The following is a 22,784-nucleotide window of genomic DNA, read 5'->3' on the forward strand; positions in this document are numbered from 1 at the left end:
CAGAGTTTTAACATCCATTTAACCTAAATTGTGATAAAATAGAAAGAATAACTGGAGGTGATTTTTATGATTAAACGGTTTTCTGTTATCTATATTGGCTCAAGTAAGTGTGAACTCATCATCGGGCAACGGGGGAAAGGCTACATACATATTTTAGATCGGGCAATGTTTCCCATTAGCTTTGGGACCCAAAGCTTTACAAAAGGGGAAATCAGCTTTAAATCGGTTTACGCTCTATGCCAGATTATCAATGAATATATCACTATGTCGAAAACTTATGATGTCGAAGTCATAAAAATTGTCGGCACTACTGCACTAAGGGAAGCGAAAAATCGCATTTATATTGTGGAACAGATTAAAATCAATACTGGCGGATATGAAGTGGAAATACTCGGAAAAGAGGATGAAACCCATTTGATTTACCGTCATATGTTGTTGAAATGCGAAGATGCATTTGATTTTATTAGTAAAAACACAGGCGATCAGATGATGGCTGCGATTTCAAGTGGGAATGTATCGGTGGCTTTAATGAAAAATGGCACTATTGATTATTTTCAGACGGCTGAATTGGGATATCTTAAGATGAAGGAAATCCTCAAGTCCATTGAGGAAAATACTGAGCGTTTTGAAACACTTCTTTTAGAATATATTTCCATGAATACCCATACCATCAGTGAAAACATTAAACGGCGTAAAATAAAAAAACTATTGGTTTCATCCCACGAGGTAAAAGTGATTGCTCAATTATGTGGGTATAATGAAGAACATGATTATTATGAAATTGAAGCCCGGGAATTTGAAAAAGTATGTAAGGCCGTCGGCAATCTCACCGCCAATCAATTGATGAAAAAGTATCCTTTTCTGCATCAAATGGAGGCTGAAACCTTAAATCATACATTGATTCTTTATCTCAAATTATTGGAAGACACCCAGGTGGTAACCTTTATTCTAACCCCATTGAGTATCGGCGATGCTATTTTGGATTTTGAATTTCAGGTTACCAAGAATCAAAAATTATCAGAGTGGATTGAAAAGGGAAGCTATGATTCAGCAAAAGCAATTGGTCTAAAATACGATGCCAGCGAAGGTCATGGTGAATTTGTGGAAATGATGAGTTTGAAGATTTTTGATTCTCTAAAAAAGCATCATCAGTTAGGCAAACGAGAACGTCAGCTGCTATCCATTCTCAGTTATCTTATTGAGGTAGGGAGCTTTATTGATCTCAAAAATTTTTGGGTGCAAAGCCGTGCCATCATCGAAACAACGGATTTAATCGGTGTGACCCAAAAGGAAAAAGAAATAATGGGAAAAATTGCCGAGGCGGTGAAAACCAATTTCATGGTTGTTGAGGATACCGTTAGTTCAGCTGATGAAACTGAACAATTGCTGATTGCTAAACTGGCAGCCATTTTAAAATTAGCTATTGCATTGGATAAAAGTTATCAGCAGAAAATTCGGACCGTCCGATGTCATTTGAAAGAGGAAAAGCTGTTCATTGAAGTGACCACCGGGAAAAACATTCAATTAGAAGAATATTTTTTCAAAGCAAGTCGGTCGACCATGGAAAAGGTTTATGGCATTAAACCAACACTAAAAATAAAGAGGATTGAAGCATGAAAAATAATATATTTATTAACCGCGAAATCAGCTGGTTGGATTTCAATACCCGAGTTTTGGAAGAGGCCTACGATAAAAATAATCCAGTGATGGACCGTTTGAAATTTCTTTCGATTACCGCATCCAATCTGGATGAGTTTTTCATGGTACGAATAGCCGGAATTATGGATCAGATCAATGTCGGTTATAATAAGAAAAGTCTTGATGGCTTAACGCCCCAGGAACAATTGGCTGAGCTTTCAATACGCACCCAGGATATGATGGCGCGCCAGTATACCTGTCTGTCAAAATCAATTATACCGGAACTGAATCAAAACAAAGTTTTTTTCATGGAATATGAAGAGCTTGGAGACGAAGCCAAAGATTTTGCACTTCATTATTTTATAGAAGCCTGTTACCCGGTTTTGACTCCTCAAGCCATTGATAACAGCCGACCTTTTCCTCTGGTAAAAAACAATCAGGTGTATCTGTGTGTGATTCTCCATGATAATGAAGCAATGAATAAAGAAGAGAAAGAATTTATGGCCATTCTTGAGATTCCCAAGGTTTTGGACAGGATCATTGCCTTGCCCAATACAATGGAGAAAAAAGGTTTTAATTATATTTTCATTGAGGATATTATCAGGCCCTTTGTTCATGAACTCTTTACGGGTTACGAGGTTAAACAGGTCAGTGAATTTCGGATCACAAGAAATGGTGACCTCGATATTGATGAGGATGAAGCGGAAGATCTTCTCATCGAAATTGAGAAATCCATTCAGCAGCGTAAATGGGGCGCAGCCATTAAGCTTGAAGTGACGAAATCCATGGGTAAAAAAATGAGAAAATGGCTGATTAAAGAATTGGAAATTTCCAACGATGAGGTTTTTGAGCTAAAGGGAAACTTGGACCTTACCTGTTTCATGAAATTTCATGGACGGCCAGAATTTGCAGATCTCAGAGATCCCCGCTACACATCGGTGATTTCAGATGATTTTTATGGACGAGAGGATATTTTTGAAATCATCCGGGAAAAAGATCGGCTTTTGCATCATCCATACCAGTCTTTTAAGACTGTCATTGATTTTGTTCGTCTGGCTGCCACTGATCCTGATGTCCTGGCCATCAAACAAACCCTTTATCGGGTGAGTGGGGATTCGCCGATCATTGAAGCACTGATCCAGGCGGCCCAAAATGGGAAACAGGTAACGGTGCTGGTTGAGCTTAAGGCCCGTTTTGATGAGGCCAATAATATTGTTTGGGCCAAGAAGCTGGAGCAGGCTGGTTGTCATGTGATTTATGGATTGGCCGGACTCAAAATTCATTGTAAGATGATCCTGGTGGTGCGCAACGAATCCGATGGAATCAGACGCTATGTTCATTTAGGTACCGGAAATTACAACGATGTCACTGCAAATTTATATACTGATCTGGGAATGTTTACAGCCAAGGAAAGTTATGCTTCGGATGTTTCGACGCTGTTTAATTTGCTTTCGGGTTACAGCCATTATACCCTTTGGAAAAAGATGGAGGTGGCTCCGAAAACCATGCGAAATGCCTTTTATATTGCCATTGACCGTGAAATTGAAAATATTAAGATGGGCGAAAAGGGAAAAATCATTGCCAAAATGAATTCTCTCATTGATGAGGGCATTGTCAATAAGCTTTACGAGGCTTCCCAGGCCGGGGTTGAAATACAATTGATTGTTAGGGGCATGTGTTCACTGGTGCCAGGGATTCCCAAAATCAGCGAAAATATTTCAGTGCACAGTATTGTCGGTACGTTTCTTGAACACAGTCGGATTTATTATTTTTACAATCAGGGCAAGGAAGATATTTTTCTTTCAAGCGCCGACTGGATGGAGCGAAATCTCGATCGCCGAATTGAAACTCTTTTTCCGGTGGAGGATATGGATTTAAAGCAAAAATTAAAGCACATTATTGATATTACATTAAGCGATACCATAAAAACCCGAATTATGACTGAAACCGGCGAATATGTACGGATGGATAAACGGGGTAAGGAATTGTTGTCCTGTCAAAAATATTTTTGCGAAGAGGCTGAAGCGCAGTTTGAGGCTGTCAGGAAAAGAGATTTGTTGAATCAAGGATTATTAAATCAGGATTTTGGAGGAGAGTTATAATGGAAAGACGAAATATAGGTGTTATTGATATTGGATCAAACAGCGTTCATCTGGTGGTGGGTGAATATTATAATAACGAGTATTTTCAGATCATTGATGATGTTAAAGTAAATGTCCGTCTTAGTGAAGGGCTTTCGGAAACAGGGGCTTTGCAACAGGATCGCATGGATTTTGGGTTAGAAACGCTGGGAATGTATCGCAGTATGTGTGACGCCTATGGGCTTCAGAAAGTAATTGCGGTGGCAACTGCAGCAATCAGAAAAGCGACTAATGGAAAAGAATATGTGGCGAGAATCAAAGCAGAAACAGGCTTCGATGTAGTGGTTATTTCAGGGGAGCGAGAAGCCAGTTTAGATTATCTGGGAGCCATTAATACCTTGGATGTGAAGGATGCTCTGCTCATGGATATTGGGGGAGGCAGTGTCGAGTTTGTACTCATCAGAGACCGCAAGAATATTGAAGCCATTAGCCTGCCATTCGGATCCTTTGATCTGGCTGAGCGATTTGATTTAGAGGATGAGATTACCCATAAAAAATTAAACGATTTGGATAAGTATCTTTCAAAAATCATGAGTGAAAATCCCATCTTTTCAAAAGCTCATGGCTTGCCTGTGATTGGGGTTGGTGGGACGATCCGAAATGTGGGCAGAATCCACCGGAATATCATTGATTATCCCCTGGAAATTCCCCATAATTATCGGATGCAGCCAGGCGCTGTGAATCGCGTATGCGATATGGCCGCAGGCATGAATCTGGCGGAACGGTCAAATTTAAAGGGGCTCTCAAAAGGACGGATTGATATTTTTGTGGGATCAAGTCATGCGCTGGCACGGGTAATGAAGCAGATTGAATCACCTGAACTCATTATCAGCAACGCTGGTCTGAGGGATGGAATTATTTTTGAATACTTCGGTTATAACCAGGATAACCTGGTTTACGATATTTTCGAACTATCATTGGTCAATGTTATGCTGAACTTTAACGTCAATATTCCCCATGCCTATCATGTATTGAAGCTTACCGAGACTCTTTTTGAGCAGTTAAAACCTTTGCATGGAATCACCCAGGATGTTCGTAAAATGATTAAAGCGAGTGCCATGCTTCATGATTCTGGGATGAAGCTCCAGTACAGCAATCATCATGAGCATAGCTTTTATATCATATTAAATTCTGGTATCATTGGAATCGGACAGACGGATCTTTTAATGAGTGCTTTTATTGCATTAAATCATCGCACCAATAAAAAAATTAAAATCTCTGAAGAATATGTGGGACTGCTCCAGGAAGACGAACGTCATTTAATTGATCAGCTCAGTCTCTTTTTGCAAATTTCTGAGTATTTAGACCGGAGTATGGACGGGGTTGTTAAGGATGTAAATTGTGTGATTAAAGATAATGAGGTTCAGCTCAATGTTCTAACCACCGGTCATTCGGTATTTGATGATATGATCATCTCAGAGTGTGGAAAAAAATTCAAACGAGTATTTAATAAAACATTAACCATTAAAAATGAAGTTGTTTTATCCATTCGATAAAATAATAGCAAAAAAAAGACCAGTCATCAGATTTATGATGACTGGTCTTTTAAAGTATTACTATTTATTTTTGCGCTGGCTTTTTCCAAGATACGCTTCTTTAATACTTTCATCACTGAGAAGCTCTTTCCCAGTGCCCTGTTTGGTAATTTTTCCGGTTTCCAATACATAAGCGTAATCGGCAATTTTTAGAGCCATATTGGCATTCTGTTCAATCAATAGAATGGTAATTCCTTCTTTGTTCAAGGTTTCAATAATATCAAAAATTCCTTTAACAATTAGTGGTGCCAATCCCAGTGACGGCTCATCCATCATCAGTAGTTTTGGTCGACTCATCATCGCCCGTCCCACCGCCAGCATTTGCTGTTCACCCCCGGAAAGGGTTCCAGCCTGTTGCCAGGAGCGTTCCTCTAAACGGGGAAATAGGCCATAGATGTTTTTGATATCCTCATCCAGACTGTCCTTACGCATATAAGCACCAATCTTAAGATTTTCAAAAACAGTCAGATCAGGAAAAACATGGCGTCCCTCGGGAACGAGTGTAATCCCTTTGCCAACAATTTTAGTGGTATCCATCCCCAGCAGTTCTTCATCATTATAGGTGATGCTCCCGGATTTTGTTTTTACCAGGCCGACAATGGAACGGAGGGTGGTGCTTTTTCCAGCACCATTGGCACCAATCAGGGTGACAATACTGCCATCAGGGACTTCAATATCAATCCCTTTTACAGCTTCAATGCCGCCATAGGAAACTTGCAGGTCTTTAATCTTCAACATCGGCGTCCACCCCCAGATATGCTTCAATTACTTTAGGATCATTTTGGATTTGATCCGGTGTTCCTTTGGCAATGGTGCAGCCAAAATCCAAAACATAAATATGATCAGAAATTTCCATAACCAAATCCATATGATGCTCAATCATAAAAATAGTTAAGCCAAAATCAGTTTTCAATTTCAAAATAAGATCCGTCAATTCATCGGTTTCCTGGGGATTCATACCTGCTGCCGGTTCGTCCAAAAGAAGGAGCTGTGGATCGGTAGCAAGGGCACGGGCAATTTCTAAATGGCGTTGCTGTCCGTAGGGTAGAGAGGATGCTTTTTCATCCTTAAGATCAATGAGGCCCATACGATCCAAAAGTAATTCACAGTCCTGTTTTGCTTTGAGCTCGCCCCTAATTGCCTTTGGCAAGCGAAGGGTGGCAGAAAGAAAATTAAAATCAACATTTTGATGGGTTGCAACCAGAACATTTTCCATTACTGTCAGTTCTTTGAATAGTCGGATATTCTGGAAGGTTCTGGCAATACCAAGATTTGTAATCTTATTTGGTTTTCTTGCGGTGATATCAATTTCATTGGTAACTCCAACACTATCAACCGGTGAAAAAAGAACCTTACCTTTAGTTGGGGCATATACCCCGGTGATGACATTAAATGCTGTTGTTTTGCCAGCACCGTTTGGCCCAATGAGAGCTGCCAATTCACCTTTTTTAATATCAATGTTCAAATCATTAACGGCGACAACACCGCCAAATTGCATGACAACATTTTCAGTTTTTAAAAGACTCATTTATTGTCACCTCCCTGGCTGGCTGATTTTTTGCGGTTAAACTTTGACTTGATGACTTTGATTTTTTTGCCAATAAAATCCCAGGTGAGTTCATTGGTACCCATTAAACCTTTTCGGTAAAAGAGCACAACAACCATGAGCAGGGCTGAGAAAACAACCATTCTCAGCCCTGGTCTGAAAATTGGAAGATCCAGGCCAAAAGCCATAGGCTCATCAAGGAAACGCAGCCATTCCTGTCCCAGGGTAACCACAAAGCTGGCAATAACCGTACCGGAAATACTTCCCAGGCCGCCAAGAACAATGATCAGCAGAAAGTTATAGGTCAGTGTAAAATAGAATTGTTTTGGATCGACAGTTCCCAGCAGAGCGGCAAATAAACCGCCGCCGATACCGGTGAAAAACGCACCGATCATAAAAGACGTCATCTTTGTTTTAAAAAGTCCAACACCCATGGCTTCAGCGGCTATTTCATCCTCGCGAATGGATTTAAAGGCCCGGCCGTAGGATGAGTTAATGAGCAGAATCATCAAAACAATGATGATGATGGCAATACCATAGGTCCACCAGAGACTGGTGATGGTGGGAATGCTTTTGATCCCCAGGGCGCCATTGGTGATGGTTTGGGTATTGGTAAAAACTATTCGGATGATTTCCGAAAATCCCAGGGTTGCAATGGCCAGATAGTCGCCACGAAGACGTAAACAAGGCCCGCCAATGAGAAAGGCAAAGCCCGCAGAGACAAGGCCACCCAATAGGAGTGCAACAATAAAGGGTAATTGAATATTTGCTAAAAGCGGCGTCATTGGTGCCAGGTAAAAAATGGTGGCACGGGCTTCAATGGGAACCGTGAAAATAGCAACGGTATAGGCACCAACCGCCATAAAACCGGCCTGGCCCAATGAAAACTGTCCGGTAAACCCATTAACCAGATTCATGCCCAAACTGATAATGGTATAGATAGCACAGAGATTTAACAGTCTTCGGATATAGGAATCGACGAATTGATCAAGCAAGCCAATGGTGATTAAAACGACTCCTAAAAAAACAATAGTTTTCCAATGTATTTTGATGTAGGCACCAAAACGATGTTGAATATTTTCCATGTTCAGTACCCCCTCTAAACCTTTTCAACTTGTTTCTTACCAAGGAGACCATTGGGAAGAAACAGAAGAATAATAATAAGAATGATAAAAGCAACTGCATCCCGATAGCCGGTAAGGGCAGGGAAAAAGGCAACCATGAGAACTTCGGAAAAACCAAGAATAAGTCCACCGAGAACCGCACCTTTAACATTGCCGATTCCGCCGATTACAGCGGCAATAAAACATTTCAAGCCGATAACAACGCCCATGAGGGGTAACACCGATGGGTATTTCATGCACCATAAAATAGCACCAACCGCAGCAAGGCCTGAGCCAATTGCAAAGGTCGAAGAAATAACCCCATTGATCTTAATACCCATGAGCTTGGCAGTATCATAATCCACAGAAACCGCACGCATGGCCATGCCGACTTTGGTATGATTGATTAGAAAAAGCAAACCGATCATAATAAAGAAGGTGACAATCGGAATCAAAATGGAAACCGGCTGGACTGTCAGTGAGCCAAAATTAATAGGGTTGGTCATTAACGGAAAATTTGGGAAGGCTTGTGGTTTACCCGAAAAAAGATAAGTTGCCAAATTTTCCAAAAGAAAAGAAACCCCGATGGCTGAAATCAGCAGCGATGTTTTAGGTGCATCACGAAGGGGTCGATAGGCGAAGCGCTCGATGCCGACTCCCAGTAATATGGTTAAAACAATTGTTATGAAAAAAGTAACATACCAGGGAAGAAAAAATACGGCAATCCCAAAATATGTAAAATATGCTGCCATCATAAAAATATCGCCGTGGGCAAAATTTATGAGACGTAAAATTCCGTATACCATTGTATAGCCAATGGCGATCAGTGCGTAGAGACTTCCAATGGATAATCCGTTGATAAGCTGTTGCAAGAATGTCTCAAGTGTCATTCCAACTACCATAATTATAACCTCGTTACATCTTTTGAATTGAATTGAGGGCATTTGTTTTCAAATACCCTCAAAGTTTATTTCATTTTATTTTTAGTCGTTGTAAATTATTGAACGGTAACAGAATCAAGGTAAGTGAATTTTCCATCTTTTACTACTTTAATGATTGCTTCAGTTTTTTGAGCATCTCCGTTAGCATCGATGGTAATCATACCAGTTGCACCTTCAAAATCTACAGTAGCAGCCAATGCGTCTCTGATCGCTTTTGGATCAGCTGATCCGGCGCGTTCGATGGCATCAAGGGTCATCATGTATCCGTCATAACCAAGAGCGGTTACAGCTGGAATGTTTTCACGATCGGGATAGGCTTTTTTGTATTCGGCAACAAAAGTTTTGCCTGCTTCGGTTAAAGGATTGGTGTCATCAAAGAATGTTGACATAACAGCGCCTTCTACATCAGCACCGCCGACAGTGATGAATTCATTGGTTTCCCATGTATCTCCGCCAATAAATGGTGCGGTAATACCAAGAGCACGGGCTTGTTTAATGATTAAAGCCGATTCGGTATAGTTACCAGGTGCGAAAATAACATCTGGGTTGGTCGCTTTGATATTTGTTAGAATACCGGTGAAATCTTGGTCGCCGGTGTTGTAATTTCCGGTTGCCACAATCGCGTTGGGATCGCCGGTTAATTTTACAAAGGCATCGGTAAAGAATTTAGCCAAGCCAACAGAATAATCATTTGAAACTTCCTGGATGATAGCAACCTTTTTAGCGTTTAAGTTTTTAGATGCGTAATTGGCCATTACAGTTCCCTGGAAAGGATCTAGGAAACAAACACGGAAATAGTAATCATTTCCGGCGGTAACCTGTGGGTTTGTGGCGGATAGAGCAACAGCAGGAACTTCGTTTGTTTTCACAACGTCACCTGCAGCAATGGAGAGCGAAGATCCCCAGGAGCCTAACACAGCAACGACCTTGTCTTTTTCGATTAATCGGGCTGCAGCGGTTGTGGCTTCAGCTTTGTCTGATTTATTATCAGCAACGACAAGCTCAACTTTTTTTCCTAACACTTCCGGGCGTAATTGGTTAGCCAATTCAATCCCGTCTACTTCAAGCTCACCACCGGCAGCATTGGCACCAGTTAATGGTTCAAATACACCAATTTTGATGACGTCACTGTCTTCTGCAGTAGTCGATGATCCGGAACATCCTGCAACCATGGGAACCACCAGGGCAAGGGACAACAATAATACAAGCATTTTTTTCATGGTAAAAATCCTCCTTTTTCTTTAATATTCCTAATTTTACCTAGGGCCTATTATATCAAAGAATAAGTTTGAATTGCAAGTTTATATTCGCTATCTGGGGGTAAAATGATGAAAAAATACGGACAGGTGTCTTTGATCAGGAAAGATGTCTAGAAAAACAACGTTTTGGATTTTATTTATTTCTTAGTTATGTCAATTGTTAAAAGGTGATAAAATCGAATAGGGTGAATGATTTGCAATAGCATGCCAATTCGGATAAAATACATGCCACAATACTTATTTGCTGTTAAAATGGCAAATAATGTTGTGGCATGTGGGGAAGTCTCTTGTGCTGAGGTTATTTTATTTTGGAGGTCCGATGATAAAGTCTGTTCAAATCTTTCATCCATAGAATGTCAACAGAAGACAGGCCTTCCTTTGTCATTCGAAAGGACCAGTTGCCCCGGGCTGTACCGGGCTGGTTCATTCTAGTATCATCGCCGTATCCGCAGACGTCCTGGATCGGAATAATCACCAGATTGGCGGCGCTTTGCCACAGCGACCTGATGAAACTTCGGCAGGAAGGACTTTGAGGACCCCCAACCTGCCATTGGTCCGGCCAGGTATCCAAATAACCACAGTACTTTAAGGCATAGTTCCGTTGTTCCGGTGTGTAATTAAAAAGGGTGCCCAGAAGGGTATTATTATCATGGGTGCCAGTGTAGGTTACCATATTTGGGGTGTAATTATGGGGAAGGTGGATGTTATTGTTTTTGTCGATAAAGGCAAACTCCATTAGTCGCATGCCCGGAAGCCCGGTGTCGGATAATAGTTGTGCGAGGGCCTCATCTTGAACCCCAAGATCTTCGGCAATGATTCCCGGCTTAGGATGTTTTTCGAAAACTCGATTAAAAAAATCCATGCCGGGTCCTGGTACCCATTGACCTTTTTTGGCTGTGGTTTCAGATGCGGGAACCGACCAATAAGCAGAAAAACCCCGGAAATGGTCAATGCGTACCAGGTCAAATGCCTTTAGGGCAGCCTTTATCCGATCCATCCACCAGGAATAGCCATCGGCTTTCATGGTAGCCCAGTGATAAAGAGGATTTCCCCAGAGTTGTCCATCCGGTGAAAAATAGTCTGGCGGCACACCGGCTACAAAAAGGGGAGTCCCGTCAGCATCCAATTGAAACAGCTCGGAATGACTCCATACATCCGCACTTTCCAGCGCCACATAAATGGGGATATCACCGATAATCTTGATACCTTTTGTGTTGGCATAGGTTTTCAGATCAGACCACTGGCGATAAAATGCATACTGCAGAAAATTGTGATAATCAATTTCTTCGGAATGCTTTTTTATTGCCTGGGAAAGTGCCGCTGGTTTTCGATGAACAAGCTCTTTATTTTTCCATTTTGTCCAATTCATTTCAGAAAAATCCTGGGTGAGGGTGGTGTAAAGAGCAAAATCCGGAAGCCATGACCGGTTTGCTTCCTCGAATTCCCGGATGCTTTTTTTAAGCTCAGGAGTCAGGCGCTGAAAGGCTAATTTAAAAACAGGTTCCTGATTTTTCAGAAGCTCCTGAAAATTCACCCAATATAGAGGATTAGGAGAGCGGTTGCTGACTAACTCATCTTTTGTTAGCAGGCCCCATTCACTGAGAATCTCTAAATCGATAAATTCCGTGTTACCGGCAAAAGCCGAGGTGCTTTTATAAGGAGAGTGACAATTATCCGTCGGGCCTAAGGGCAGTATTTGCCAATAGGCACAATCCATTAAGGCAAGCAGATCAACAAAATCTTTGGCTTCACGGCCTAGGGTACCAATACCATAATCGCCTGGGAGACTGGAAATGTGCATGAGTACACCGCTTGCGCGCTCGGTTAACGGCATTGTAATTACCTCTTTTCTTTCCCCCTCTTTTGAATAGCCGCTAGTATCTCGGCCAGGTCCTCGGTGGAAAAAGCGTATTTCTCACTGCAAAAATCACAGTTAAGCTCCACCGTCTCACCTTCGGCAATCATTTCGCTAAGTTCAGCTTCGCCGATGGCTATAAGCGCCTTGGTGACACGATCTCTCGAACAGTTACAGAAAAAACGGATGACTTCAGTGGTGTTGATTTTTAGATCCAAATCCACAAAAATGTCTTTTAAAATAGTTTCGGGTGTTTTCCCGGCATCTAAAAGTTTTGTCATGGATGATGTATTGGCCAGGGCTTTTTCCAAAGCTTCGATGGTCTCGTCGTCGGTACCCGGCATTAGCTGAATAATAAAGCCCCCAGCCTGTTTTACAGAACCATCCTCATTTAAAAGAACACCCAGAGATACTGATGTTGGAATCTGTTCGGATTTGGCATAATAATAGGTAAGGTCTTCAGCAATTTCGCCGCTAACCAGAGGGGAGTAACCTACATAAGGTTCCTTGAGACCCATATCTTTGATGATCGTCAGCGATCCATCATCGATGGCATCAGAAACGGTCATTGGGTTATCGGGAGTATCTTTTAAATCAGAAACATAGGAATAGCCCTTAATGTTTCCCTGGGAGTCGGCGGTGACCAGTAAGCCTCTGATCGGACCTTCACCATTAATTTTTATAGTCAGCAGCTCATCACGGTTTTTTATCATGGAGCCCATCAGGGATCCGGCGGTGAGAAGCCGTCCCAGGGCTTGGGTAACAACAGGGCTGGTATGGTGAACCGTATGGGCGGTTTCTACAATTGCTTTGGTGCTGGCGGCAAATGCTCGGATCTGGCCATTAGCCGCGGTTGCTTTTACTAAATAATCTGGCATATTTTACCTCTTGTTTCTTTTTTTTGAATTTAGGGAATCCTATGGTATAATAGCTAAGAAGCTTAATTCATTAATTTTTTATTTATGATAGGTTTCGCCCCGGATGATTTTAAAGGAACGATATATTTGTTCTAACAGCATCACTCGAAAGAGTTGATGAGGAAAGGTCATTTCTGAAAAAGATAGACTCCAGTCTGAACGGCGAATGATTTCTGGAGCCAACCCTAATGAACCCCCAATGATGAAGCTGATCTGGCTTTTTCCCTGAATTCCAAAATTTTCAATTTTCCTGGAAAAATCCACAGAATTTATTTGGCTCCCATTGATCTCAAGGGTTGCGAGTATTTCGTCGTCACGTAAATAGGAAAGAATGCGTTTGCCTTCGGATTCGATGGCCTTAGTACGTAAGGCATCCGTTAGTTTTTCAGGAACCTTTTCGTCTTTGACTTCGATAATTTCCAATCGACAATAGGCCCCCAGGCGTTTTGTATACTCCTGGATGGCCATGGTCAGGTATTTTTCTTTAATTTTTCCTACAGTAATAATCCGGATATTCATGAAAATTATAAAACGTAAACAGCAAGTAGACTAATAACGAGGGCGGCAACTAGGACCAGCGCGCCAATCCGATAAATCGGTTTTTTTCCGTGCATGAAATTTTTCCTCCAAACAGATTGAATTTTTACTAATTATAGTTTACAATGAATAGGTCGGAATTGCAAACATTAACGGGGTGTGGCTCAGCTTGGTAGAGCGCATGGTTCGGGACCATGAGGCCGGAGGTTCAAATCCTCTCACTCCGACCATTTTTTAATAAATTTTTTAATAAAGCCAGGATGGCTTTATTTTTTTGTGTAAAATGATTATTAAGCAAGTTTTCAGGAAGCACTAAACGGCAATTGAAATCGAAAAATCGATATAGTATAATGAAAAGAGTTGTTATTTAGAATAACAATAGGAGGAGGATAATTTGGATCAATATAATTTTTGCAACCGTTGGCCGGGAATGATCGGTGAAGGGGATTTCAGCCAGTATGCGGTATTGACAGTTTTGGTGGAGACTGCTCAAGGACCGGCGCTGCTTTTTGAAAAGCGTTCAGCAGGCCTTAAGCGACAGCCGGGAGAAATCTGTTTTCCGGGAGGACAGTTGGAAGCAGATGAAAAACCGATTGAAGGGGCAGTGCGGGAAACAATGGAGGAACTGCTGATCAATCGGGAACAGATTGAAATTCTGGGACCGGGAGATGTTTTTTTGTCACCATTTAATATTATTATACATCCTTTTATTGCCTGGATAAGGGATTACAATTATAGTTACAGCAGGGAAGAAGTATCGGCAGTCTTTACGGTGCCAGTTCGTTTTTTCCAGGAGAATAAGCCCCAAAAATACTTTAATCATCTGGTTTATGAATTATCAAAGGATTTCCCATATGAAAGTATCCCAGGCGGGAAAAATTATCCATGGACCAAGGGCAACTATGCAGTCAATTTTTATAAATATGAAAAAGAGGTCATCTGGGGAATAACGGCGAGTATTGCGGAATCCGTGGTTGAACTGATTAGCAGATACAATCTATTAAAAGGCCAATAAAATTATAAAAATAATGTTTCCAGGATCAAGATCGTTAATATAAAAAACGGAAAATTAGATGGCGGTTAACTTTGAATCCCACAAAAAATAAGTGGGATTATAAAAGCTTCACTTAAACCTTTTTATGGTATAATACAAAAAAATTATGTACAGTTATCCAATTTTATCTGTACACCAACAGAAAGGTTAATGAGCATGATAGAAACATTAAAACATAAAATGACACCTGAGGATATTTTAACCGCTGGGTTTGGTATTGAAAGAGAAGGACTTCGTGTAACAACCGAAGGAAAACTTGCATTAACACCCCATCCGCCTATTTTCGGAGATAAGTTGGAAAATCCCTACATTACCACTGATTTTTCAGAGAGTCAGATAGAAATTGTAACGCCGGTATTTCACTCAGTCAAAGAAACCTATGATTTTCTTGAATCTCTTACTGATATTGTTATTTCTGAGATCAAAGAAAATGATCAATATTTTTGGCCTCAATCGATGCCATGTGATATACCAGAGGATAATGTCATACCAATAGCAGAATATCAGGGAGAGGCTGGCAAGAAAGCAAGGGCTTATCGTGAGAAGCTCATGGCAAAATACGGCGGGAAACGGCAACTAATTTCAGGGATCCATTATAATTATTCCTTTAGTGAGGAGTTATTGGAAACCCTTTGGAAAGAAGCAAAATGCGATCGGCCATTCAAAAACTTCAAAGATAATCTTTATCTTAAAGTAGTCAGGAATTATTTGCGCTTTCGATGGCTAATCATATATCTGATGGGATGTACACCAGCATTGCATGGATCCTATTTAAAAGATTGTTTGGCCTCTATGGATGATGTAGGACAGGACACATTCATTTCAAAAGATGGTATATCTTCACGAAATGGAACTTACAGTGGTTATAAAAATACCATTGATCTCTTTCCTAACTATTCCTCAATGGCTGATTTTATTAAAAGTGTTAACGAATTTATTGATCGAGGAGATATTTCAGAAGCAAAGGAGCTTTATGCTCAAATTCGTTTAAAACCAAAAAACTATGAAAATATTTTAGAATCACTGGAAAGAGATGGCATCCAGTATCTTGAAATTCGAACCATTGATCTGAATGTTTTTGATAAATGCGGAATTGCCGAAATCGATCTTGAATTTTTAAATGTTTTTATGTTGTTTCTTTTGTTGGAAGGCGAAGAATTTTATGAAACCTGGCAACAGGAAGCCTTTCTAAATGAAAAATATGTGGCTGAATATGGACTTAAATCGGATTTAGAACTGTTGGATCATCAGCATTGGACACTGAAATCTGCCTGGGCAGAGGATATTTTGGAGAAAATTGCAGAAATAAATGATTATTTAGGATTAGGTCAGGAAGAGTGTATTAATACAATGCTTCAGCGGGTGAAAAATCCTGATTTAACCTATGCAAAGCGACTAAAAACCATAATGCTCAAAAAAGGGTACATTGAAACAAATTTAGATAAAGCAAAGAAATATGAAGATGCAACACATAGAGATCACTATCTGTTGCAGGGATTTAAAAATTTTGAAATGTCGACTCAAATTTTAATTAAAGAGGCCATCACAAGAGGCGTTAAGGTTACCGTTATGGATCCGGTTGACAATATTATCGCATTGGAGAAAAATGGACATAAAGAATATGTGAAACAGGCCACAAAAACCAGCGCCGACACCTATATCACTGCGTTATTAATGGAGAATAAAGTGGTGTCCAAAATGATCCTTAAAGAAAACGGAGTCCCTGTTCCTGAAGGTGAAGAATTTTTTTCCATGGAGCAGGCCCGACATAAACTTCATAAATATATTGGGAAAAAAGTGGTGACGAAACCGAAATCCACAAACTTTGGTTTAGGCATAAGCATTTTTGACAAAGGTGGTTCAATTGAAGAACTTTTAGAAGGGGCGCGGATTGCATTTCAACATGATACTGCCATTCTTGTGGAAACTTTTGTTCCAGGCTTGGAGTATCGATTTTTAACCATGGGTGAAGAGGTAGTCGCAGTGCTTCATCGCCGTCCGGCAAATGTTGTGGGCGATGGAAGTAGCAACATTGAAGATTTAATAAAAAGCAAGAATCAGCATCAGTACCGAGGCGATGGACTCACCAGTCCACTGAAAAAAATTGAGCTGGATGATCAATCACTGATGTTTTTAAAACAGCAGGGGTTCACTTCAAAGTCAGTGCCGGAAAGTGGAACGATGATTTTTCTTCGGGGTAATTCTAATATTAGTACCGGTGGGGACAGCATTGACTTCACTGAAAAAATGCATTCGCATTTCAGTGAAATTGCTTTATGTGCTGCCAGGGCTTTTAAAGCAAAATTTTGCGGCGTGGATATTATCATTGAAGATTACAAAAATCCGGAGTCACCCTATGGTATTATCGAACTGAATTTCAATCCCATGATTGTTATGCACGCATTTCCATTTGAAGGAAAAGAGCGTCGGCTGGGCTATGATATTCTAAAAACTTTAGGGTTGCTTAAAAAATAAAGGAAAAAGTCGAAAATTCACTTTCTCAAACCGCATACAAGATAGAAAATAAGTCTAGGAGGGTATTTGTATGACATCCGTATCTGCATCATAGCGAACAGGCCATTGTCTGTACGATCATGCAGCAGACAACAAATTATTGAAGACCTCAGAGGCGAAAAATTCGCCTTTTTTTTGTTTGAAATTTACCTTACGATAGAAATCGTTGGAAGAAAACCGATAAATTTTTGCATTTGTATTAAGTTTTCATAATTTAATTGAAATAATGTGAAAAAATGGATATAATGAGTACGGTTACAAATAAATGAAATTTAGGAGGCGTATGTAATGTTTGGTTATATGGGAAAAATATTGCGTATCAATTTGACAACTGGTGTTGTTTCGAAAGAGGATTTAGATTTTGATTTGGCTAAGAAGTATATTGGCGGTCGAGGTTTGGGCACAAAGCTTTACATGGATGAGGTAGATCCACAGGTAGATCCTTTTGCAGCTGAAAACAAGATTGTTTTTATTAATGGACCATTATCAGGAACTGCCACCCCAACCGGCGGACGGTACATGGTTGTTACTAAATCGCCTTTAACTGGGTGTATCGCTTCCTCAAATTCAGGCGGACATTGGGGTGCATACCTGAAATATGCCGGATATGATGCGGTTATCGTTGAAGGAAAAGCGAGCTTGCCTGTCTATATTAATATTGAAGACGACAAAGTTGAAATTTTACCTGCTTTGGATCTTTGGGGCAAGTATGTTTCGGAAACCAGTGCAGCGTTAAGAGAAAAACATCCTGAGTCTAAGGTGTTAACTATTGGACCAGCCGGTGAAAAATTATCTCAAATGGGTTGTATCATGAATGAAGATGACCGAGCAGCCGGCCGATCTGGTGTTGGTGCGGTTATGGGTTCGAAGAACCTGAAAGCGATTACAGTTAATGGAACCAAAAAACCTGAGATTGCAAATCCGGATGGATTAAAAGCTGTCACAAAAGAATGCCGTACATTAATTAAAGAAAATGGCGTTACCGGCGGCGGGCTTCCAACCTACGGAACTGCTGTTCTTGTCAACATCATTAATGAACACGGTGTTTACCCTATGAACAACTTCCAGAGCGGTTATGACCCTGATGCGGAAGCTGTCAGCGGTGAAACCTTAACTGAAAAATACCTCGTCAAACGCAACCCTTGTCATCACTGCCCTATTGGCTGCGGACGCTGGGTAAAAAGCGAGAAACATCCAGACGGCATCGGCGGACCAGAATATGAAACGATTTGGGTATTTGCAGGAGACCTGGGAATTGATGACATGGACATTGTTATTGATGCCAACTTCTGGTGTAATGAATTGGGACTTGATACCATTTCAGCCGGGGCAACCTTGGCAGCTGCCATGGAATTATACCAAAGAGGTTATATCACCGACGAACTGCTGGATGATGATGTGATCTTAAAATTCGGGAATGCTGATTCCGTTATTCACTGGCTCAAGAAAATGGGGAACAGAGAAGGCTTTGGCGATCTATTGGCCAGAGGTTCTTACCGCTTGGCTGATTTCTTCGGGGTACCCGAATATTCAATGTCTGTTAAAAAACAGGACTTGCCTGCCTACGATCCACGTGGGATTCAGGGAATGGGACTTCAGTATGCAACCTCAAACCGTGGCGGTTGCCACGTTCGTGGCTATCTGATTTCACCTGAAATTCTGGGATTACCGGAAAAATTAGATCGATTTGAATTAGCCGGAAAACCTGCCTGGGTTAAAATCTTCCAGGATCTTACCGCAGTCATTGACTCTTTAGGTCTGTGCCTCTTTACTTCCTTTGCTTTGGGAGCAAAAGAATATGCGGATATGATTAATGAAACTTTGGGGACAGAATGGACACCAGAAGATTTGCTTCTGGCTGGTGAACGTATCTGGAATCTTGAAAAACTCTTTAATCTTGAAGCCGGTGTTTCTCCGGAAGAAGATACCTTACCACCACGATTCTTAGAAGAAGAAATGCCTGACGGACCTTCTAAGGGATGGGTTCATAAGCTGGATGTATTACTGCCGCTTTACTATGCAGAACGCGGCTGGGATGCAGATGGTATACCTACTGAAGAACGTTTAGAAGCACTTGGATTGCTATAAAAAGCAGTTGAACAGAAAGGGACGATCTTTGATCGTCCCTTTGACGTTAAGGAGAAATTATGAGTATTAATGTAAAGCTATTTGCGAATTTCAGAGAAGGCAGAGGTAAAGTTGTTCAAATGGATTATACGCCAGGCATGACAGCCCAGGATGTGATTGATCATTTGGGTATAACAGCCCCTGAAATTGCTGCACTCATTGTGGATGGTGTTGATGGTAAAGTCGATACCATGCTTACCGCTGAAGTTAAAAAAGATGGCTATTTAGCAATTTTTCCACCGGTAGCCGGCGGCTGAGATTGAAAAGGTCAGACAAATAAAACCAGTGCCGGTTGGTTAATCCGGCACTGGTTCTTGTAAAGAAGGCGTCTCAAGTCTTTGGGAAAGATTTAAATTTAGATATTTCGGTTACAAATAAATAAAATTTAGAGACGTCATGGGAAAATAAAAAGACCACTCCAGTAGGAATGGTCTTTTTATTTTACACTAAAAAAATGCAAAATTAACAAAGTAATAACCTTGTCAAAGCCCCTTTTCCACACTGGGAGACATAACCGTTTCCAGTTATACCCTACCGGTTTAGATCCATAGACCTGTTAACAGATCCTTAGAAAAACTAAACTTCGGAGTTCTACAATTATTGTACAACATAACAGACTGAAATGCAAACAAAATAATAATATTTAAAAAAAATGATGAAATATAAAAAAACAGCAGGTCCGGATGACCTGCTGTTTTTTTATATTAGGAATGAAAAGAAAAAGGGGAGATGTTCATCTCTTGTTATTATCATAGTCCCTGAACCTTTAGGAAAACTTTGAATCATGTTAAGCTTAAGTTAAATTAAGCATGCTATTGATGACGTTTTGTAAGCTCTTTGTAAATTGAATCTAAATCGACATTTTGATTGTTTAACAGAACCAGAAGATGATAAATCAAATCAGAGGATTCATAAACCAACTCTTGGGGATCGTTATTTTTAGCGGCAATAATAGTTTCGGCAGCCTCTTCACCAATTTTTTTACAAATTTTATCAACGCCTTTTTCAAAAAGGTAATTGGTATAGGAACCCGCAACCGGATTAATTTTTCGATCGGCGATGAGGCTTTGGAGATTTCCAAGAATTTCTATATTACCAGTAGCTAAATCCTCATTACTGACAAGGTTTCGATAAAAACAGGAGGTATTGCCGGTATGGCAGGCCGGACCGGCAGGGATGACTTGAATCAACAGAGTGTCACCATCACAATCATAATCCAGAGTAACAACTGTTTGGATATTGCCGGAGGTTTCTCCTTTAATCCAAAGTTTTTGGCGACTGCGACTGTAGAAAGTCGCTTTTTTAGTTTCGATGGTTAATTTTAATGCTTCCTCGTTCATCCAGGCCATCATCAGAACTTGTCGGGTGGCATAGTCCTGGACGATGGCGGGAACAAGTCCCAGGTCGTTAAATTTTATATTTGTTATGTCCATAATTAACCTTTCTATACCCTTCTTACAGGGATACTTTGTTTGTGTAAATAATTTTTTAAATCGCTGATGAGTATTTCTTTGTAATGGAATACCGAAGCGGCTAAAGCTGCATCGGCGCCGACATTTAATACCGTTGCAAAATCTTCCATTGTCCCGGCACCGCCGGAAGCAATGATGGGAATGGTAAGGTTATTGGATAAAATACGGTTTAATTCAAGATCATAGCCCTGTTTAATACCATCCGTATCAATGGAGTTAATACAGATTTCTCCGGCGCCGAGATTCTGACCCTGTTTTGCCCATTCAATGGCATCAATACCTGTATTATCACGGCCGCCTTTCACGTAAACATCCCAGGAGCCATGCTGGTTGCGTTTGGCATCAATGGAAAGTACCACACATTGAGCTCCGAATTTCAAGGCGGCGTCCCTAATGAGCTGCGGATTTTTTACCGCTGAAGAGTTTACCGAGACCTTATCGGCACCGGCCATGAGTACCCGGCGAAAATCCTCAACCTTGCTGATGCCGCCGCCAATAGTAAAGGGAATGCGAATGGCCTCAGCCACTTTTTCAACAATAGTAATGAAAATATCCCGATCTTCATAGGAGGCTGTGATATCATAAAAAACCAATTCATCAGCACCCTGTTCGGAGTAATAACGACCTAACTCCACAGGATCGGCTACATCCTGGATATTCTGGAATTTTTTCCCTTTAACGACCCTGCCGTTATCCACATCAAGGCAGGGAATAATACGTTTGGTTAGCATGATTTAAGTTCCTCTTTCAACAGTTTTTGAAGATCAATGGTCCCTTCATAAAGTGCCTTTCCGGTGATGGCACCATAAAGTCCCATGGCTTCCAGACGTTTCATGTCGGCAACCGAGGAAACACCGCCGGAAGCGATAATATTCATTTTCAGGTGGTCATTTAAGACACCCAGCATTTCAAAGTTTGGTCCGGTCATCATGCCATCTTTAGAAATATCGGTGTAGACAAGGGTTGTCAGGCCAAGACTTTCTAATTTACTGGCCAGTTCCAAGGCTTCCATATTGCTGCTTTCAACCCAACCTTCGGTACAGACAATACCATTCTTGGCATCGATAGAAACGCAGACTTTTTCATCATAGAGGGATAATAATTTTTCAATAAAATCAAAATCCTTAACAGCCTGGGTACCAATGATGATTCGGGCAACACCGATATCAATGTAATTTTTGGCAATCTCTAAATTTCTGATGCCACCACCCAGTTCCACCGGAATATTAAGGGTTTCAACAATTTCTTTAACCACATTGAGATTCTTGGGTTCACCGTCAAAGGCTCCATCTAAATCCACCAGGTGTAAATATTGGGCACCCTTGGATTCCCACATTTGGGCAACCGCTACGGGATTTTCAAAGTAAATGGTTTCGGCCTCTTTTTTCCCCTGTAAAAGCCGAACACATTTACCGTTTTTCAAATCAATTGCTGGAAAAACAATCATGATAAAATCTCCTTAAAGTTTTTGAGTAGTTGGAGTCCAACCGTTGAGCTTTTTTCGGGATGAAATTGCATCCCCATTACATTGTCCCGCTGGACAATGCCGGGAACCTTAACACTGTACTCCGCATAGGCAACGACATCATCAAAATTAATCGGCTTGGCATAATAGGAATGTACAAAATAAACATAATCTTCAGGACCGATATTTCGAACCAAAGGACTGTCGCGATTAATAATCAGATTGTTCCAGCCCATATGGGGAATTTTTATACCCGGTGCTGAAAACTTAACGATCTCCCCGGGGATATAAGAAAGCCCCGGGAATTCGCCATCTTCATAGCTTTTATCAAATAAAAGCTGCATCCCCAGGCAGATCCCCAAAAGGGGCTTGCCTTTTTTGATATTGGCGTCCAGACAATCGATGAGCTCGAATTTTCTCAGGTTTTCCATGGCATCTGAAAAGGCGCCAACCCCCGGAAGGATAATGGCTTCGGCATCCTCAAGGACTTTTTTATCCCGGGTAATGACACCTTCCAGGCCGACATCACCCAGAGCCGTATAGACATTCTTTAAGTTTCCGACATCATAGTCGACAATTGCGATCAAAGGCGTTCCTCCTTGTTGTTTATAATTTAGGTTGGTAATTGCAAAACTGCCGTGAGCTTGGCTGCCAGTTTAGCACGAAACAATTTCTCCACT

Annotated in this window: 19 protein-coding genes, 1 tRNA gene and 1 riboswitch; of the genes, 8 read left to right on the forward strand and 12 right to left on the reverse strand. The window is 40.9% G+C overall.

All coding sequences use genetic code 11. From position 1 onward, the window contains the following. Positions 1-66: 66 nt before the first annotated feature. From AKG39_RS07970 to AKG39_RS07980, 3 genes are read left to right on the forward strand one after another with little or no spacing between them, the layout of a single operon-like run. A complete protein-coding gene (locus AKG39_RS07970; RefSeq protein WP_050739858.1) occupies positions 67-1,617 on the forward strand; it encodes a Ppx/GppA phosphatase family protein in 1,551 nt (516 codons plus the stop codon). Further along, positions 1,614-3,740, forward strand: coding sequence for an RNA degradosome polyphosphate kinase (locus tag AKG39_RS07975; RefSeq protein WP_050739859.1), 2,127 nt, complete (start codon positions 1,614-1,616; stop codon positions 3,738-3,740). The genes AKG39_RS07970 and AKG39_RS07975 overlap by 4 nt, the downstream gene beginning before the upstream one ends. Next, entirely contained in the window at positions 3,740-5,275 is a 1,536-nt protein-coding gene (locus AKG39_RS07980; protein WP_050739860.1) for a Ppx/GppA phosphatase family protein, read from the forward strand. The genes AKG39_RS07975 and AKG39_RS07980 overlap by 1 nt, the downstream gene beginning before the upstream one ends. A 60-nt stretch (positions 5,276-5,335) precedes the next feature. Here AKG39_RS07980 and AKG39_RS07985 read toward each other — a convergent pair whose 3' ends face one another. From AKG39_RS07985 to rlmH, 8 genes are all read right to left on the reverse strand, one after another. Further along, complete coding sequence (locus tag AKG39_RS07985) at positions 5,336-6,052, reverse strand: ABC transporter ATP-binding protein (protein WP_050739861.1); 717 nt, start codon at positions 6,050-6,052, stop codon at positions 5,336-5,338. After that, positions 6,039-6,842, reverse strand: coding sequence for an ABC transporter ATP-binding protein (locus tag AKG39_RS07990; RefSeq protein WP_050739862.1), 804 nt, complete (start codon positions 6,840-6,842; stop codon positions 6,039-6,041). Before AKG39_RS07990 ends, AKG39_RS07985 begins: the two co-directional genes overlap by 14 nt. Then, positions 6,839-7,945: a branched-chain amino acid ABC transporter permease gene (locus AKG39_RS07995; RefSeq protein ID WP_050739863.1), complete on the reverse strand. Its 1,107-nt coding sequence runs from the start codon at positions 7,943-7,945 to the stop codon at positions 6,839-6,841. The genes AKG39_RS07990 and AKG39_RS07995 overlap by 4 nt, the downstream gene beginning before the upstream one ends. 14 nt (positions 7,946-7,959) lie before the next feature. After that, a complete protein-coding gene (locus AKG39_RS08000; protein WP_050739940.1) occupies positions 7,960-8,853 on the reverse strand; it encodes a branched-chain amino acid ABC transporter permease in 894 nt (297 codons plus the stop codon). Positions 8,854-8,960: 107 nt separating this feature from the next. Next, positions 8,961-10,124, reverse strand: coding sequence for an ABC transporter substrate-binding protein (locus AKG39_RS08005; protein WP_050739864.1), 1,164 nt, complete (start codon positions 10,122-10,124; stop codon positions 8,961-8,963). Positions 10,125-10,461: 337 nt separating this feature from the next. Beyond that, positions 10,462-11,997: a 4-alpha-glucanotransferase gene (malQ, locus tag AKG39_RS08010; RefSeq protein WP_083439467.1), complete on the reverse strand. Its 1,536-nt coding sequence runs from the start codon at positions 11,995-11,997 to the stop codon at positions 10,462-10,464. A gap of 5 nt (positions 11,998-12,002) precedes the next feature. Further along, entirely contained in the window at positions 12,003-12,896 is an 894-nt protein-coding gene (gene hslO, locus AKG39_RS08015; protein WP_050739865.1) for an Hsp33 family molecular chaperone HslO, read from the reverse strand. A gap of 78 nt (positions 12,897-12,974) precedes the next feature. Then, a complete protein-coding gene (gene rlmH / locus AKG39_RS08020; RefSeq protein WP_050739866.1) occupies positions 12,975-13,454 on the reverse strand; it encodes a 23S rRNA (pseudouridine(1915)-N(3))-methyltransferase RlmH in 480 nt (159 codons plus the stop codon). A gap of 171 nt (positions 13,455-13,625) precedes the next feature. On the opposite strand from rlmH, the gene AKG39_RS08025 reads away from it, so the two are divergent. The 5 genes from AKG39_RS08025 (at position 13,626) to AKG39_RS08045 (ending at position 19,424) form a co-directional block, all read left to right on the forward strand. Further along, positions 13,626-13,702, forward strand: a tRNA-Pro gene (locus AKG39_RS08025). Between the two features lie 164 nt (positions 13,703-13,866). Continuing rightward, positions 13,867-14,487 (forward strand): NUDIX hydrolase, encoded by a 621-nt coding sequence (locus tag AKG39_RS08030; RefSeq protein ID WP_050739867.1) that lies wholly within the window; start codon positions 13,867-13,869, stop codon positions 14,485-14,487. Positions 14,488-14,682: 195 nt separating this feature from the next. After that, complete coding sequence (gshAB, locus tag AKG39_RS08035) at positions 14,683-17,001, forward strand: bifunctional glutamate--cysteine ligase GshA/glutathione synthetase GshB (protein WP_050739942.1); 2,319 nt, start codon at positions 14,683-14,685, stop codon at positions 16,999-17,001. Between the two features lie 327 nt (positions 17,002-17,328). After that, the gene (locus tag AKG39_RS08040) at positions 17,329-19,128 is read left to right on the forward strand and encodes an aldehyde ferredoxin oxidoreductase family protein (RefSeq protein WP_050739868.1); all 1,800 of its coding nucleotides are present in this window, start codon (positions 17,329-17,331) and stop codon (positions 19,126-19,128) included. Positions 19,129-19,187: 59 nt separating this feature from the next. Then, entirely contained in the window at positions 19,188-19,424 is a 237-nt protein-coding gene (locus AKG39_RS08045; RefSeq protein ID WP_050739869.1) for a MoaD/ThiS family protein, read from the forward strand. A 216-nt stretch (positions 19,425-19,640) separates the two neighbouring features. Continuing rightward, positions 19,641-19,766, reverse strand: a riboswitch (molybdenum cofactor riboswitch). Positions 19,767-19,979: 213 nt separating this feature from the next. Here AKG39_RS08045 and hisIE read toward each other — a convergent pair. The 4 genes from hisIE to hisH are packed head-to-tail and all read right to left on the reverse strand — an operon-like array spanning position 19,980 to position 22,691. Continuing rightward, a complete protein-coding gene (gene hisIE, locus AKG39_RS08050) occupies positions 19,980-20,600 on the reverse strand; it encodes a bifunctional phosphoribosyl-AMP cyclohydrolase/phosphoribosyl-ATP diphosphatase HisIE (protein ID WP_050739870.1) in 621 nt (206 codons plus the stop codon). Between the two features lie 11 nt (positions 20,601-20,611). Continuing rightward, a complete protein-coding gene (gene hisF / locus AKG39_RS08055; protein WP_050739871.1) occupies positions 20,612-21,370 on the reverse strand; it encodes an imidazole glycerol phosphate synthase subunit HisF in 759 nt (252 codons plus the stop codon). Beyond that, positions 21,364-22,086, reverse strand: a complete 723-nt coding sequence (gene hisA, locus AKG39_RS08060; RefSeq protein ID WP_050739872.1) for a 1-(5-phosphoribosyl)-5-[(5-phosphoribosylamino)methylideneamino]imidazole-4-carboxamide isomerase — start codon at positions 22,084-22,086, stop codon at positions 21,364-21,366. Before hisA ends, hisF begins: the two co-directional genes overlap by 7 nt. After that, the gene (hisH, locus tag AKG39_RS08065; protein ID WP_050739873.1) at positions 22,083-22,691 is read right to left on the reverse strand and encodes an imidazole glycerol phosphate synthase subunit HisH; all 609 of its coding nucleotides are present in this window, start codon (positions 22,689-22,691) and stop codon (positions 22,083-22,085) included. The genes hisA and hisH overlap by 4 nt, the downstream gene beginning before the upstream one ends. Positions 22,692-22,784 lie beyond the last annotated feature (93 nt).

The sequence above is a fragment of the Acetobacterium bakii genome (assembly GCF_001263355.1).
In the GTDB taxonomy this organism is placed as follows: Bacteria; Bacillota; Clostridia; order Eubacteriales; family Eubacteriaceae; genus Acetobacterium; species Acetobacterium bakii.